This window comes from Priestia megaterium (genome assembly GCF_046599315.1).
GTDB lineage: Bacteria > Bacillota > Bacilli > Bacillales > Bacillaceae_H > Priestia > Priestia megaterium_F.
Map to the genome: position 1 here is coordinate 134765 of NZ_JBKIKC010000003.1, position 15646 is coordinate 150410.

The window sequence follows — 15646 nt, forward strand, 5'->3', positions numbered from 1 at the left end:
ATTCATTATAAAGCGTGGTGTCCTAATGAACTTAACATTATCCAGTTTAGAAAATATGAAATTAAAAGAGCTATATGAACATGCTCGTGAGTATAAAGTTTCGTACTATAGTAAATTAACGAAAAAAGAACTTGTCTTTGCTATTTTAAAGGCTCAAGCTGAACAAGATGGGCTTTTATTTATGGAAGGTGTTCTTGAAATTATTCAGTCAGAAGGATTCGGTTTCTTACGACCAATTAACTATTCGCCGAGTTCGGAAGACATTTATATCTCAGCTTCACAAATTCGTCGCTTTGATCTGCGTAATGGAGACAAGGTATCGGGCAAAGTTCGTCCTCCGAAAGAAAATGAGCGCTACTATGGGTTATTGCATGTAGAAGCAGTAAACGGAGAAGACCCAGAAACGTCAAAAGATCGCGTGCATTTTCCAGCACTAACGCCAATTTATCCAAATGAGCAAATGCTGCTGGAAACTCAACCAAGAAGTTTCTCTACGCGTATCATTGATTTGATTTCACCGATTGGATTTGGGCAAAGGGGACTAATTGTTGCGCCACCAAAAGCAGGTAAAACGATGCTGTTAAAAGAAATTGCAAATAGCATTACAACGAATCATCCTGATGCCGAATTGATTGTTCTTCTTATTGATGAGCGTCCTGAGGAAGTGACGGACATTGAGCGTTCGGTTGATGGTGATGTTGTCAGTTCAACATTTGACGAAGTACCAGAAAATCACATTAAAGTAGCGGAACTTGTCCTTGAACGTGCGATGAGACTGGTCGAACATAAAAAAGATGTTGTCATTTTGATGGATAGCATTACAAGACTTGCTCGTGCTTATAACTTAGTTATTCCACCGAGCGGTCGTACACTATCAGGGGGTATTGACCCAGCTGCTTTTCATCGTCCAAAACGATTCTTTGGAGCTGCGCGTAACATTGAAGATGGAGGCAGCTTAACCATTCTAGCAACAGCCTTAATTGATACAGGCTCTCGTATGGATGATGTTATTTATGAAGAATTTAAAGGTACAGGTAACATGGAACTGCATCTAGATCGTTCACTAGCTGAAAAACGCATCTTCCCTGCGATTGACATTCGTCGCTCAGGCACACGTAAAGAAGAGCTATTAATTCCAAAAGAGCACCTAGACCACTTATGGGCAATTCGTAAATCAATGGCAGATGCTCCTGATTTTGCAGAAAAATTCTTAAAACGTTTACGTCAAACAAAGACAAATGAAGAGTTCTTTTCGATGTTAACGGAAGAGAAAAAAACGCTTCTAGCAAATAAACGATAAGTTATAAAACATGTAGTTGCAAAAGCATACAACCCTTGTTATAATTTCATCATGTGTGTTGATAAAGTACACAGTGAAATAGCTATTATTTCATCACTATCTTTATCAATAAACTCTGTTTCAGAATGATTCAGGGCGGAAGGAGATGAAACGAATGAAAACAGGAATTCATCCAAACTATAAAACAGTTATGGTTAAATGTACTTGCGGAAACGAATTTGAAAGTGGTTCTGTAAAAGAAGAGATCCGCGTTGAGACTTGTTCTGAATGTCACCCATTCTACACTGGTCGTCAAAAATTCGCTGAAGCTGGTGGCCGTGTTGATCGCTTCAACAAAAAATACGGTCTTAAGTAATCACATTGTCGAAACAAACAGGCAAGTAGCTTAACTTCTTGCCTGTTTTTTTGCTTATAAAAGTGGAAAAACAGTGTCTGCTTGATAAAAAGTAGGTACTTTATCATAGGAATAAGATCTACATAGAAGACGTAGATTAAGTTAGTAGCGGTTCACTCAGAAACGGAACGAGAAGAAGGGAGAGTCCCGCAGTGGTGTACGTAATGAAACAAAGCGGTTGGATAGAAGTAATTTGTGGCAGTATGTTTTCAGGAAAATCAGAAGAGTTGATTCGACGTGTGCGCCGTACGCAGTTTGCTAAACAAAAAGCACAAGTATTCAAGCCCGCAATTGATAATCGATATAGTGAAGAAGCTGTCGTTTCACATAATGGTACATCTGTTATGGCTTACTCAATCACGGCATCGCGCGATATTTTAAAGCGAGTAAATGAAGAGACAGACGTAGTAGCGATAGACGAAGTGCAGTTTTTTGACACAGATATTTTAGAAATTGTTCAATCTTTAGCAGATCGAGGATTTCGTGTGATTGTAGCAGGGTTAGACCAAGACTTCAAAGGCGAACCGTTTGGGCAAATGCCGCAGTTGATGGCTATTGCAGAATCGGTAACAAAGCTACAAGCCGTGTGTGCTTCCTGTGGGTCTCCCGCGAGCCGTACGCAGCGTTTGATTAACGGTGAGCCTGCTTCTTATGACGATCCTATTATTTTAGTCGGTGCTTCTGAATCATACGAACCAAGATGCCGTCATTGCCATGTTGTGCAAAAGTCTAAAGGACAAGCTGTTTCTGTGGACTCAAGCGAAATGGCCGAAAAATAAAGCAAGAATTTTATGATGATAAAAACAGAACGCGGAGTTCTGTTTTTTTGTTCATATACCTGTATTAACAAGGTTTTGACTCTATTTTAAAGCTATACTATAATTACAATGTTATGGATAAAGAATGAGGTGAATGACGTGTTTGATCGTTTAGAAGCGGTAGAGGCGCGCTATGAGAAGTTAAACGAACTTCTGAGTGACCCTGAGATCGTAAACAACCCCTCTAAGTTGAGAGAATATTCGAAGGAACAATCAGATATACAACAAACGGTAGCTGCTTATCAGGAATACAAAGATGTAAAAGAGCAGTTATCGGAAGCGAAAACAATGCTTGAAGATAAGCTTGATGCTGATATGCGTGACATGGTAAAGGAAGAAATTGCCGAGTTAGAAACGCAGCAAGAAGAGCTAGTGGAAAAGCTACGTATTTTATTAATTCCAAAAGATCCAAACGATGATAAAAACGTAATCATGGAGGTTCGTGGAGCAGCTGGTGGAGATGAAGCAGCATTATTTGCAGCTAATTTGTACCGCATGTATTCTCGCTATGCTGAATCACAAGGCTGGAAAACAGAAGTAATGGAAGCAACGACTACTGGAGTAGGTGGTTATAAAGAAATCATCTTTATGATTAATGGTAAAGGTGCGTACTCCAAGATGAAATTCGAAAACGGTGCACACCGTGTTCAACGAGTTCCTGAAACTGAATCAGGCGGTCGTATTCATACATCTACAGCAACGGTGGCATGTCTTCCTGAAGCGGAAGAAGTCGAAGTGGACATTCATGAAAAAGATATCCGTGTAGATACATTTGCTTCAAGTGGACCTGGAGGCCAAAGTGTTAATACGACGATGTCAGCCGTTCGTTTAACGCATTTACCAACAAATACAGTGGTATCATGTCAAGATGAAAAGTCTCAGATTAAAAATAAAGAAAAGGCAATGAAAGTATTGCGTGCTCGCGTGTACGATAAGTTTCAGCGAGAAGCACAAGCAGAGTACGATGCAACGCGCAAACAAGCAGTTGGATCAGGAGATCGCTCTGAGCGTATCCGTACGTATAATTTCCCGCAAAATCGCGTAACGGACCACCGTATTGGTCTAACGATTCAAAAGCTAGATCAAATCTTAGAAGGCAAGCTTGATGAAATCATCGATGCATTAGTAATGGAAGACCAAGCGCGCCGAATGGAAGATTCGAACTAATGAAAGTATTTGAAGCCCTTAAGTGGGCTTCTTCTTTTTTGAAAGAGGCAAAGCGAGATGAAAACGCGGGAGAACTCTTGCTTCGCCACCACTTACAGATGACGAGAACTCATTTGCTAGGAGCTCTGCAGGAAGAACTAGAAGAAGAAACCTTAAAAAGATTTGAACAAGATGTCCATGCTCACAAAGCAGGTATACCTGTGCAATATCTAATCGGGACAGAAGAATTTTACGGACGTTCATTTATTGTAAACGAACATGTATTAATTCCGAGGCCTGAAACAGAAGAGTTAGTATACGGAATGATTTCTCGAATAAAAAAAGAATTTCAACATCGGCCTATCGAGCTCGTAGATATTGGAACGGGAAGTGGGGCAATTGCTATTACTTTAGCACTTGAGCTTGACAGCGTTAATGTTACAGCAACAGATATAGCTATAGAATCTCTAAGCGTAGCCAAGGAAAATGCCCAAAATCTCGACGCTTCTGTAAAGTTTATACAGGGAGATTTATTACAACCATTCCTATCATTAAATGAGAAATTTGATGTAATCGTGTCTAACCCCCCTTATATTCCAGCAGATGATGAACTATCCACAGTGGTAAAAGATCATGAGCCAAACCGAGCTCTTTTTGGCGGGAAAGATGGTCTGGATTTTTATCGACGTTTTATGGAAGAGCTGCCATACGTGACGAAGTCAAAGAGTATCATTGGATTTGAAGTTGGGGCTGGACAGACAAAAGATGTAGCCGAGATGCTGCAAAAAACGTTTCCGACAGCTTTTGTAGAATGTGTATATGATATCAATGGAAAAGATCGAATGGTATTTGCACAACTTCGTGGGAACTAAAAGAATCAGAGGGAATGATGTTCCCTTTGATTTTTGAAAATCATGTATTTTTTACTAAATTACTAGTTTAAGATATCTTGCTTTCGGCCATACTGTTCCTATGAAAGGGCGGTGGCCGAAATGAAGAAATATGCTATTATTTATTTTATTTTATTAATTATTGGAGCAAATGCTCAACTTATATATACACACGATCAAGTGCAGGCAGATCAGCCGGCAGTCATTCCGGACGAGGCAATTCGACTGCGCATTCTAGCAAACAGTGACGATGAAAAAGATCAGTATGTAAAACGTCTGATTCGTGACCGCGTGAACGAACAAATTACAGAATGGGTAAAAGATTTAACGTCTGTAGCTGTAGCTCGAGAAAAAATTAAAGAAAATTTGCCGGCGCTTGAGACAATTGCGAAAGAAGTGCTAAAAGAAGAAGGCGTAAATGAATCTGTTCATGTGAAATTCGGAAAAGTAGAGTTCCCTACTAAGTTGTACGGTCAGTTTTTATATCCAGCAGGTGAGTATGAAGCAGTGCTTATTACCCTTGGCAAAGGAGAGGGAGCGAACTGGTGGTGTGTGTTATTTCCTCCTTTATGTTTCTTAGATTTCTCAAACGGTGAAGCAGTAAAGGCGCCAGAACCATCTGAAGGAGAACCAAAGGAAGAAAAAGAGAAACCAGCAGACTCTGCATCAAAACCTGCAGAAAAAACAGATGATAAATCGGCTGAAAGTAAAGAGTTAGCAGTGAAAACAGAAATTCAATCTGCAACTATTACATCAGATTCTATTGAGCAGAAAGCTGAGGAACCTTCTCAAGCAACAGTATCTTCTAAAGAGGTAGCTGCAAAAGATACAAGCGACACAGTAAAGGAAGAAACAAGCGCTAAGGTTGAAAAAAAGGAAAGCAAGGAAGCTGAAAAGTCTGTTTCATCTAAGAAAAAAGCTGCTTCGAAATCAAAAGAAGATTCTGTAGAAGTTAAGTTTTTTGTAGTAGAATGGGTATCGTCAGTATTTAATTAATAGAATCATTAAAAATAAAATTCAGTTCTACTTTTTTTAACCATCTCATAGATTTGTTACTAGAAAACAAGTTGAGGTGATTAAAATGAGAGAGCAATTAAAAATTGCCAGTGAAAATGATTATATTCGAATTAAACAGTTTTTACAAAAAGCGGGTATCAGTACAGCAGGCGTAGAAGAGCATATTCATCAGTTTGTCATAATGGAAAATGAAGAAGGCGAGTTGCTAGCAACAGTTGGATTTGAAAAAGAAGGTATGGATGGAATTCTCCGCTCCCTTGTGGTGTCACCTTCTTTAATGCAATCTGATATTTTGCTGTTATTTAAAAGTATCGTCCAGCTGGCTCAAAAGCATGGCGTAAAGCAACTATATTTACTAACAAATAAAGCATCTTCTCTACATTTTTTTCAAATGATGAATTTTCAGCAAACATCTTACAGTGCACTACCTGATTTGTTAAAAGAACATTCTTATTTAAAACAGTTATCAGACCCTCAGGATGTCTACGTGCTGTTTTATGCAGCTAGTTAAAAGAAAATGTGGATAAACCATTTTAATGTGGTATCCACAATGTTATTCACAAAAACATAACCTTTATCCACATTTTGTGGATAAAGGTTGTTTGTTGATATAATGAATACATGTATTTTACTATTTTTGATACATATTGTACTTTTAAAGTAAAAAAAACCTAGATATAGAAAGAAGAAGGAGTTGAAGAAGATGGAAACCAAGTTATGGGTTGTGGATAATTTTACGGACGAGAAAGATATTTATCCACAGATAGAAGAAGCAGCAGATTTGCTGCGCAATCACGAAGTGGTTGCTTTTCCTACAGAGACAGTTTATGGACTAGGAGGAGATGCAACATCAGATAAAGCTGTGGATAAAATTTTTGCAGCGAAAGGACGCCCTAGTGATAATCCTCTTATTGTTCATATTGGAGATAAAGAGCAGCTTCATACATTTGTAGAGTCAATTCCTTCAAAAGCAGAGAAAGTTATCGATGCCTTTTGGCCGGGTCCTCTTACAGTGATATTACCTAAAAAAGATCGAGTTTCAGATAAGGTGACGGCTGGTTTAAACAGCATTGCAGTGAGAATGCCCTCACATCCGGTAGCTCTGGCATTGTTAAAAAAAGTGGCTTTGCCTATCGCAGCTCCTAGTGCAAACCTTTCCGGTAAGCCAAGTCCTACTTTAGCTCATCATGTGATGAATGATTTAGAAGGGCGTATTAGCGGAGTTGTAGATGGAGGAGCGACAGGGGTAGGAGTAGAGTCGACTGTCCTTGATTGTACCGAAGATATTCCTGTCATTTTACGTCCGGGCGGCATTACTCAGAAAGATCTGGAAAATGTAATTGGTCCCGTAAAAGTAGATCAAGCGTTAATAAGTGATAAAAAAGCGCCAAAATCTCCAGGTATGAAATATACGCATTACGCACCTGATGCACCGCTTGTCATTGTTGACGGCAGTTCAGATTTTTTCCAATCTGTTATTGATCGCTATAAAGATCAGGGTAAGCGAGTCGGAGTGTTAACAACATCTGAACATGAAGATACATATAAAGCAGATGCTGTTATTACATGTGGTTCTCGCTTAAATCTAGAGACGGTTGCTAGCCACTTATACGATTCGCTTCGTTCATTTAATGAGTGCGATGTAGATATTATCGTTAGCGAAAGTTTTTCTGAAGAAGGAGTCGGTCATGCCGTTATGAATCGATTAATGAAAGCTGCAGGACATCACGTGGTTAAGCAATAAAATTCATCTTCTAAACCTTTTCGAATGTGCATATTTTGAAATAGGAGCACGTCCGAGGAGGGTAAAGATGAATGTATCTCAGTTAATTAGTGAAATGATTACGTTAGTCATTATGGCGTTTGCTTTAGGAATGGATGCTTTCTCAGTTGGTTTGGGAATGGGGTTAATTCGTTTACGCTTTCGCCAAATTTTCTACATTGGCGTTGTTATCGGTGTATTTCATATTTGGATGCCGCTATTAGGCATGTTTATTGGACGACTTTTATCTGATAAACTTGGAATGTTTGCTACCTATGGCGGTGGAATTTTACTGCTGATTCTTGGGGCGCAGATGATTTATTCCTCCTTTAAGCATGAAGAAACACCATTTATCAAACCAGTTGGCTTTGGACTGCTATTTTTTGCGCTCAGTGTGAGTCTAGATAGTTTTTCTGTGGGACTTAGCTTAGGTATTTTTGGGGCAAGGACGTTTTTAACCATTATTGTCTTTGGTGTAGTGAGTATGCTCTTAACTTGGTTAGGACTGCTATTTGGTAGAAGAGTACAAGGCTGGCTTGGTTCATATAGTGAGGCACTGGGCGGGAGCATTTTATTAGCTTTTGGAATTAAATTATTATTACCTTTTTAACTATATATAAATAGGTAAAGGATCATAACCATGCAGGTTATGGTCTTTTTTTGCTTCTTTTGGATTGCAATGATAAAAGAAGGAAAGCGAAGTCGTTTTTTCGAGGTGAATGACAGGACAATGGATAAAAAATACCTAGAAAAGCTAACTGGATTTATGCAAGCAATAGAGATACAATAGGGTGGAATATCAACATAGTCGAACATAGTCAAAGCAAGGGAGGGTGTATCTTGAAAAACATCTTATTTGTATGTACAGGAAACACGTGCCGCAGCCCTATGGCAGAAGCGTTGCTAAAAGCTAAAGAGATAGATGGAATAAACGTGAAGTCTGCAGGTGTATTTGCTTCAAATGGAAGTGAAGCTTCTGTCCATGCACAAGTTGCCCTTCATCAGAAAGGCATAGCTTGTTCTCATGCTTCGGCAGCATTAACGGAAGAACAATTGATGTGGGCTACTTATATTTTTACGATGACGGAGCAGCATAAAATGCTGATTTTAAACCAAGCTCCATACGTAAGTAATAAGTTATTTACACTAAAAGAATTTGCCGAAGAGCAAGGAGAAGTATCCGATCCGTTTGGTGGATCATTACAGACGTACGAACAGACTTTAGAAGAGCTAGAGCGTATGATTAACAAAATAGTCGACAAATTATAAAAGGTCCCATAAATTTTTATTTGCTTAAGTGAACAGAAATATAAGGCGAAGGTATGTATGAGGAGGAAACAAAGATGAAAGTAGCTATTGCATCTGACCACGGTGGTATAAATTTACGACAGGAAATTATCTCTCTAATGGAAGAATTAAATATTGAATATGTGGATTTAGGGTGCGAATGCTCAGCGTCTGTAGACTATCCGGATTATGCCCTTCCTGTGGCTCAAAAAGTGGCGAGCCAAGAAGTGAGTCGAGGTATTCTTATTTGTGGAACAGGAATCGGTATGAGTATAGCAGCTAATAAAGTAAAAGGAATTCGCTGTGCTTTAGTGCATGATACATTCAGTGCAAAAGCGACAAGAGAACATAATGATAGCAATATTTTAGCAATGGGTGAACGTGTCATTGGTCCTGGACTTGCACGTGAAGTTGCAAAAATTTGGTTGACGACAGATTTTGAAGGCGGGCGACATGAAAATCGCGTGAATAAAATTAAACAGTATGAGCAGCAAAGCGATGTAATCGTAACTGTATAATGTGAACGTATTCAATGAAAGAAAGGAAGAAAAACGTGTCTGAACTTACAAAATGGAAAGAGCAGTTAGAAACAGTTTTATCTGATTTTTCAGCACAAGTGCAGTTGTCTTCAGAACATACACTTGTCATTGGATGCAGTACAAGCGAGGTAATTGGTGAAAAAATAGGAACTGCAGGTGCAATGGAAGTTGCAGAAATGATTTTTGAGACCCTAGCAAATTTTCGGAAAAAAACAGGTGTCCACTTAGCATTTCAATGTTGTGAACATCTCAATCGGGCACTAGTAGTAGAAAGAGAATTAGCTCGCAAAGAGCGTTTAGAAATAGTTGGTGTTGTTCCTATTCATAAGGCAGGTGGAGCGATGGCTACACAGGCCTATGGCCAATTGGAAGATCCCGTTTTAGTAGAGTTTATTAAAGCTGATGCTGGAATTGATATTGGAGATACATTCATTGGCATGCATTTAAAGCATGTTGCAGTACCCGTTCGTTGTACGTTAAACGCAGTTGGACACGCTCATATTACTTTAGCAAAGACGCGTCCAAAACTAATTGGTGGAATGAGAGCGTTTTACGAACTTTCGTAATTAAATATATTAAAATAATACACATTTTTTCTTTTTTATTCTAAATAAATCATGTTACAATGTAGTTGAATTAACAAATAACGAACATTGCGAATACGAAACGAGGAGAGGGTTTTGATGGAGAAACAACTAATGCAACAAGATCCAGCAGTTTATAATGCGATCAAGGATGAATTACAAAGACAACGTACTAAGATTGAGCTAATTGCTTCAGAAAACTTTGTAACAACAGCGGTAATGGAGGCACAAGGCTCAGTTTTAACAAATAAATATGCTGAAGGCTATCCAGCTAAACGTTACTACGGCGGTTGTGAACACGTGGACGTGGTAGAAGATTTAGCTCGTGATCGTGCAAAAGAAATTTTCGGAGCAGAGCACGTGAACGTTCAACCTCACTCAGGCGCACAAGCAAACATGGCTGTATACTTCACTGTTTTAGAGCCTGGAGATACAGTACTTGGTATGAATTTATCACACGGCGGTCACTTAACGCACGGAAGTCCTGTTAACTTTAGTGGTGTTCAGTACAATTTCATCGAATATGGTGTAGATCGTGAAACACACCGCATTAACTACGATGATGTATTAGAAAAAGCTCGTACGCATAAACCAAAATTAATTGTGGCTGGTGCAAGCGCATATCCACGTGCAATCGACTTCAAGCGTTTCCGTGAAATCGCTGATGAAGTAGGCGCTTATTTAATGGTAGACATGGCTCACATTGCTGGTTTAGTAGCTGCAGGGCTTCATCAAAATCCTGTGCCACATGCTCATTTCGTTACAACTACAACACATAAAACACTACGCGGACCACGCGGTGGTATGATTTTATGTAAAGAAGAATTTGCGAAAAAGATTGATAAGTCAATTTTCCCTGGTATTCAAGGTGGTCCATTAATGCACGTTATCGCTGCAAAAGCAGTAGCATTTGGTGAAGCATTACAAGATGAATTTAAGCACTATGCTCAAAATATCATCGACAATGCTAATCGTTTAGCAGAAGGGTTAAAGAAAGAAGGATTTGCTCTTGTATCTGAAGGAACAGACAATCACCTTGTGTTAATTGACGTAAGCTCAATGAACTTGACAGGTAAAGTAGCTGAAAAAGCACTTGACGATGTAGGTATTACAACAAACAAAAATACAATTCCTTATGATGAGCAAAGTCCATTTGTAACAAGCGGTATCCGCATCGGTACAGCTGCGGTTACAACACGCGGGTTTGGCCTAGAAGAGATGGATGAAATTGCTTCTATCATCGGGTTAACGCTTAAAAATATCGAAGACGAAGAAAAGTTAGCTGAAGCTAAAACACGCGTTGAAGCTTTAACAAGCAAGTTTGAAATGTATAAATCACTTTAAGAGAGACAGGCCTTTGTGCCTGTTTTTTTGTGGAGAAGATGGCAGCGATTCAATCATTTTTTGAATAATGCTTGAACTCAAAAACTTTTTTCTGTAAAATGAATGCAATGTATAAATTTAATTAGCAAGAGATATGTTTTTACTAGTACGTACCATTCAATTCGTTGAATGGTATTTTAATGTGTACATCTTTATATATAAGGAGAGATATCAATGGGCAAAGTATACGTATTTGATCACCCGCTTATTCAACACAAATTAACTTACATACGCGATGTAAAAACGGGAACGAAAGAGTTTCGTGAACTAGTTGATGAAGTGGCAAGCTTAATGGCTTTTGAAGCGACACGTGATTTACCGCTAGAAGATGTTGAAATTGAAACACCGGTTTGCAAAACAAAGTCAAAAGTTATTGCAGGGAAAAAGCTTGGTATCGTTCCGATTCTTCGTGCTGGTATCGGCATGGTAGATGGATTTTTAAAACTAATGCCAGCTGCTAAAGTTGGACATGTCGGCTTATATCGTGATCCAGAAACATTACAGCCTGTTGAATATTATGTAAAGCTACCTAATGATGTAGAAGAGCGTGACTTTATTGTAGTAGATCCTATGCTTGCAACAGGAGGGTCAGCTGTAGAAGCAATCAACTCTCTTAAAAAAAGAGGCGCTAAGAACATTAAATTTATGTGTTTAATTGCTGCTCCTGAAGGTGTGGAAATCGTAAAAGAAGCACATCCTGACGTAGATATTTACATTGCAGCATTAGATGAGAAATTAAATGACCATGGATACATTGTTCCGGGTTTAGGTGATGCAGGCGATCGTTTATTCGGTACAAAATAATTTGTAGATTCGGGTGATGAACATGAAGCAGCCAATTAAAGTAATGACGATATTCGGAACAAGACCAGAAGCAATTAAAATGGCTCCTCTAGTGTTAGAGCTTAAAAAGCGTCCAGAGGAGTTCGAAGCGATTGTTACGGTAACGGCTCAGCACCGTGAAATGTTAGATCAAGTATTGAGCATTTTTGACATTCAGCCTGACTATGACCTTAACATTATGAAGGATCGCCAAACTCTTATGGACGTAACGACGAGAGGGTTAGAAGGTTTGGACGACGTAATGAAAAAAGTAAAGCCGGACATCGTACTTGTACACGGTGATACAACTACGACGTTTATTGCCGGTTTAGCAGCTTTTTATAATCAAATTCAGGTTGGACATGTTGAAGCAGGTTTGCGCACATGGAATAAATATTCTCCGTATCCGGAAGAAATGAACCGCCAGCTTACAGGCGTTCTCGCTGATTTGCACTTTGCTCCAACAGAGAAGTCTGCAGCTAATTTGCAAGCAGAGAATAAAAAAGAAGAGCGAATCTTTGTAACTGGAAACACAGCTATCGATGCGTTAAAAACAACAGTAAAAGAGACATATGAGCATGAAGTGTTGACAAAATTGGGAGATGATCGTCTCGTTTTATTAACGGCACATCGCCGCGAGAATTTAGGCGAACCAATGAAAAATATGTTCCGTGCTGTTAAACGTATTGTGGATGAACATGAAGATGTGCAGGTTGTGTATCCCGTTCATTTGAATCCGGTAGTTAGAGAAACAGCAAACGATATCCTAGGAAATGATCCGCGTATTCATCTAATTGAACCGTTAGATGTAATTGACTTCCATAACTTCGCTGAGCGTGCTCATATTATTTTGACAGATTCGGGCGGTGTTCAAGAGGAAGCTCCTTCATTAGGTGTACCTGTATTGGTTCTTCGCGATACAACAGAGCGACCGGAAGGAATTGAAGCAGGAACGCTTAAACTAGCGGGAACGGAAGAAGAAACAATTTATACGATGGCAAAAGAGCTGTTAATAGGTGAAGACGTATATAAGCAAATGTCACAAGCATCAAATCCTTACGGGGACGGCTTAGCTTCTAAACGCATTTGTGATGCTATTAGCTACTATTTCAACCGTCGTGAAAATAAACCGGAAGCTTTTAATCCGCTTTCGTAAGATTTCTAAACACCTTTCACATGAAAAGTGTCTCTTTGAGACACGATAGTGTGAGAGGTGTTTTTTTATGTGGATGAAATGGCTAATGATCAGTCTTATATTGGGAAGTGGGGGAGGGTATACTCAGCTTAATCCGTCATTTCCTTCTATAAAACAAGAAATGAATTACCAGCAAAAATCAGTAATTGTGATGATTGAAAAAGAAAAGTTTACGAAATTTAAAAGTCAGCTGCAAAAAAATTATCCTAATATAAAGATTGAAAGCGAATTTCACACGGTGTTTACAGGATTCTCGTTAAAAGGCTCCATTTCGGATTTGGAAAAACTATCTCAGAATCCATCTATTATTAGTTCACATTCTATTAAAAACTATCAGGTTACAGAAGAAGATAGCGTAACATTCATTGGCTCAGAACAGGTCAGAAGTCTGTTTGATACTCATAATCAGCGCTTAACAGGAAAAGGAATCAAAGTAGGCGTCATTGATACGGGCATTGATTATTCTCATCCTGATTTAAAACAAACCTACAAGGGAGGGTATGATGTAATAGATGAAGATTATGAGCCGATGGAAACAACTCGTGAACAAGGAGAACCTACGCTACATGGAACTCATGTAGCTGGTATTATTGCAGCAAATGGAAATATTAAAGGTGTGGCACCGGAAGCAGAAATCTACGCATACCGAGCTCTTGGACCTGGAGGAGCTGGGACGTCTGAAAGTGTTATTCTAGCTATCGAAAAAGCAATTCAAGATGATGTAGATATTATTAATTTATCATTAGGAAATGATGTGAATGGCCCTGATTTACCAACAAGCTTAGCGTTAGATCGGGCTGTTGAAAAAGGAATTGTAACGGTGACATCTAGCGGTAATTCAGGACCAGGTTTATGGACCGTGGGCTCTCCAGGTACAGCAGGAAAAGCTATTTCCGTTGGTGCCTCTGTTTCCCCGACCACAGTTCAATTTCTAACAATAGGATTTAACAAAGAGAAAATCATGATGGCGCCAGTGGAAGGGGCGCGTCCATGGACGTTTAATCAAACGCTGCGTGTAATAAATGAAGAATCCTTCAAGGAGCAAAAGTTTGCATCGGGTAACGTCATTTTGCTAAAAGCAGAAGGAAATACGGTTGAAAAAAAGATTAAACAAGCTGAACAGGTAGGAGCAAAAGCCGTTATTTTATATAGTCCGACCGAAAAAAGCATAATCGATAAACTAAAAGAGTCAGTAAATATTCCAGTGATATGGGTAAGTAAAAAAAGCGGTGATACCATTAATCAATACATTCAGTCCCAACAACCGTACTTACACACTGGCAAGCAAGTGGTACAAGACTTACTCACATCTTTCAGCTCAAGAGGGCCGGTAACGACCACTTGGGAAATAAAGCCGGACGTCGTCGCACCTGGTTACTTCATTAACAGTACAGTGCCTGGAGGATATGAGCGCATGCATGGTACAAGTATGGCTGCACCCCATGTAGCTGGAGCATGCGCACTTATTTTACAAGCTCATCCCAACTGGTCCCCCGAACAGGTCAAAGCTTCATTGATGAACACAAGTAAAGTGATGCAACAATTAAATGGTCAAACGTATCGCGTATACGAACAAGGCGCCGGAAGAATTCAAATAGCAAAAGCCGTCACAGCAGAATCTTTATTCTATCCATCTTCTTTATCTTTCGGTATTTTTACGCGTCCATTAAAGAAAGTCTTATCCTTTAAAATTGATAACCAGTCTGATAAAACAAAAACGTACCGCTTAAACGTTCCGAAAAGAGATGAAGGAGTAAACTGGGATATCCCATTGCCCGTCACGGTACCACCCCATCAAACAAAAAAAATAGCTGTCACTCTATCGGTGCAACCACGTTTTAGAAATAAAGGTATATATGACGGTTATTTGGAAATAAATGATTCACGTGAAACATTTTCGCTTCCTTATATGTATATGGTCAGGGTTCCAGATTATCCTCGGGTCATGGGGCTGCAAGTAGCAGCGGAAAAAGAGAAGAATACATATAGCTATGAGCTGTTTTTGCCTGAAGGAGCAGATGAATTAGGCGTTGCTCTTTTTGATAAGCAGTCTTTACAGTTTGTATCGTATTTAGATGTTGACGTTGATGTAGAAAGAGGCATGAGAAAACGAAAAATAACGATTGATGAATCGCTTGTACCGGGAGCGTACCAAATATTTGCATTTGTGAAAAAGCATAGACAAGAGCAGGTTGTACACAGTACAATAACGATTGAATGAACCTCTTTAAATGTTTTCATTTGAAGAGGTTTTATGTGTGGCAGAAATGTGAACAATAAGAATAGATTGTGAAGTTTTTAGCTTAAACACATTGACATTAAATATACGCTATTGTATGCTTACAGGGAATATAAATGATAAGGTTTTCAACCTGTGAAAACCGTTGATATTTCTGCGCATTTTATTAGCTGTTTTTACCTTTTTTAGCAATTTTTTTTGCCTTTCTATCATATATTGAGCTATGAAAACGATAGAGAATTCGGAAAAAAGAAAATTTTGCAAAAGGGG

16 protein-coding genes are annotated in these 15646 nt (G+C 39.0%); all 16 read left to right on the forward strand.

What is annotated here, in order from left to right; genetic code table 11:
- Positions 1–25 precede the first annotated feature (25 nt).
- The 16 genes from rho (at position 26) to ACLHDF_RS11775 (ending at position 15358) form a co-directional block, all read left to right on the forward strand.
- The gene (gene rho, locus ACLHDF_RS11700) at positions 26–1300 is read left to right on the forward strand and encodes a transcription termination factor Rho (RefSeq protein WP_013059823.1); all 1275 of its coding nucleotides are present in this window, start codon (positions 26–28) and stop codon (positions 1298–1300) included.
- A 154-nt stretch (positions 1301–1454) separates the two neighbouring features.
- Positions 1455–1655: a 50S ribosomal protein L31 gene (gene rpmE, locus ACLHDF_RS11705; RefSeq protein WP_013085477.1), complete on the forward strand. Its 201-nt coding sequence runs from the start codon at positions 1455–1457 to the stop codon at positions 1653–1655.
- Positions 1656–1849: 194 nt separating this feature from the next.
- Complete coding sequence (locus ACLHDF_RS11710) at positions 1850–2473, forward strand: thymidine kinase (protein ID WP_413919418.1); 624 nt, start codon at positions 1850–1852, stop codon at positions 2471–2473.
- A 138-nt stretch (positions 2474–2611) separates the two neighbouring features.
- A complete protein-coding gene (gene prfA, locus ACLHDF_RS11715; RefSeq protein ID WP_413919014.1) occupies positions 2612–3679 on the forward strand; it encodes a peptide chain release factor 1 in 1068 nt (355 codons plus the stop codon).
- Positions 3679–4530, forward strand: a complete 852-nt coding sequence (gene prmC, locus ACLHDF_RS11720; protein WP_413919015.1) for a peptide chain release factor N(5)-glutamine methyltransferase — start codon at positions 3679–3681, stop codon at positions 4528–4530. Before prfA ends, prmC begins: the two co-directional genes overlap by 1 nt.
- 120 nt (positions 4531–4650) lie before the next feature.
- Entirely contained in the window at positions 4651–5544 is an 894-nt protein-coding gene (gene spoIIR, locus ACLHDF_RS11725) for a stage II sporulation protein R (RefSeq protein ID WP_413919016.1), read from the forward strand.
- Between the two features lie 85 nt (positions 5545–5629).
- Positions 5630–6076, forward strand: a complete 447-nt coding sequence (locus ACLHDF_RS11730) for a GNAT family N-acetyltransferase (protein ID WP_413919017.1) — start codon at positions 5630–5632, stop codon at positions 6074–6076.
- Between the two features lie 192 nt (positions 6077–6268).
- A complete protein-coding gene (locus tag ACLHDF_RS11735) occupies positions 6269–7309 on the forward strand; it encodes an L-threonylcarbamoyladenylate synthase (RefSeq protein ID WP_413919018.1) in 1041 nt (346 codons plus the stop codon).
- A 67-nt stretch (positions 7310–7376) separates the two neighbouring features.
- The gene (locus ACLHDF_RS11740; RefSeq protein ID WP_413919019.1) at positions 7377–7937 is read left to right on the forward strand and encodes a manganese efflux pump MntP family protein; all 561 of its coding nucleotides are present in this window, start codon (positions 7377–7379) and stop codon (positions 7935–7937) included.
- A gap of 230 nt (positions 7938–8167) precedes the next feature.
- On the forward strand, positions 8168–8596 hold the full coding sequence (locus ACLHDF_RS11745; RefSeq protein WP_413919020.1) for a low molecular weight protein arginine phosphatase: 429 nt from the start codon (positions 8168–8170) through the stop codon (positions 8594–8596).
- Positions 8597–8670: 74 nt separating this feature from the next.
- Positions 8671–9132, forward strand: coding sequence for a ribose 5-phosphate isomerase B (rpiB, locus tag ACLHDF_RS11750; protein ID WP_413919021.1), 462 nt, complete (start codon positions 8671–8673; stop codon positions 9130–9132).
- 35 nt (positions 9133–9167) lie between these two features.
- Complete coding sequence (locus ACLHDF_RS11755; RefSeq protein WP_413919022.1) at positions 9168–9719, forward strand: TIGR01440 family protein; 552 nt, start codon at positions 9168–9170, stop codon at positions 9717–9719.
- Between the two features lie 117 nt (positions 9720–9836).
- Entirely contained in the window at positions 9837–11081 is a 1245-nt protein-coding gene (gene glyA, locus ACLHDF_RS11760; RefSeq protein ID WP_413919023.1) for a serine hydroxymethyltransferase, read from the forward strand.
- Between the two features lie 213 nt (positions 11082–11294).
- On the forward strand, positions 11295–11924 hold the full coding sequence (gene upp, locus ACLHDF_RS11765) for a uracil phosphoribosyltransferase (protein WP_013059810.1): 630 nt from the start codon (positions 11295–11297) through the stop codon (positions 11922–11924).
- Positions 11925–11946: 22 nt separating this feature from the next.
- Positions 11947–13098: a non-hydrolyzing UDP-N-acetylglucosamine 2-epimerase gene (wecB, locus tag ACLHDF_RS11770; RefSeq protein ID WP_413919024.1), complete on the forward strand. Its 1152-nt coding sequence runs from the start codon at positions 11947–11949 to the stop codon at positions 13096–13098.
- Positions 13099–13165: 67 nt separating this feature from the next.
- Positions 13166–15358: a S8 family serine peptidase gene (locus ACLHDF_RS11775; RefSeq protein WP_413919025.1), complete on the forward strand. Its 2193-nt coding sequence runs from the start codon at positions 13166–13168 to the stop codon at positions 15356–15358.
- The last annotated feature ends 288 nt before the right edge of the window (positions 15359–15646 follow it).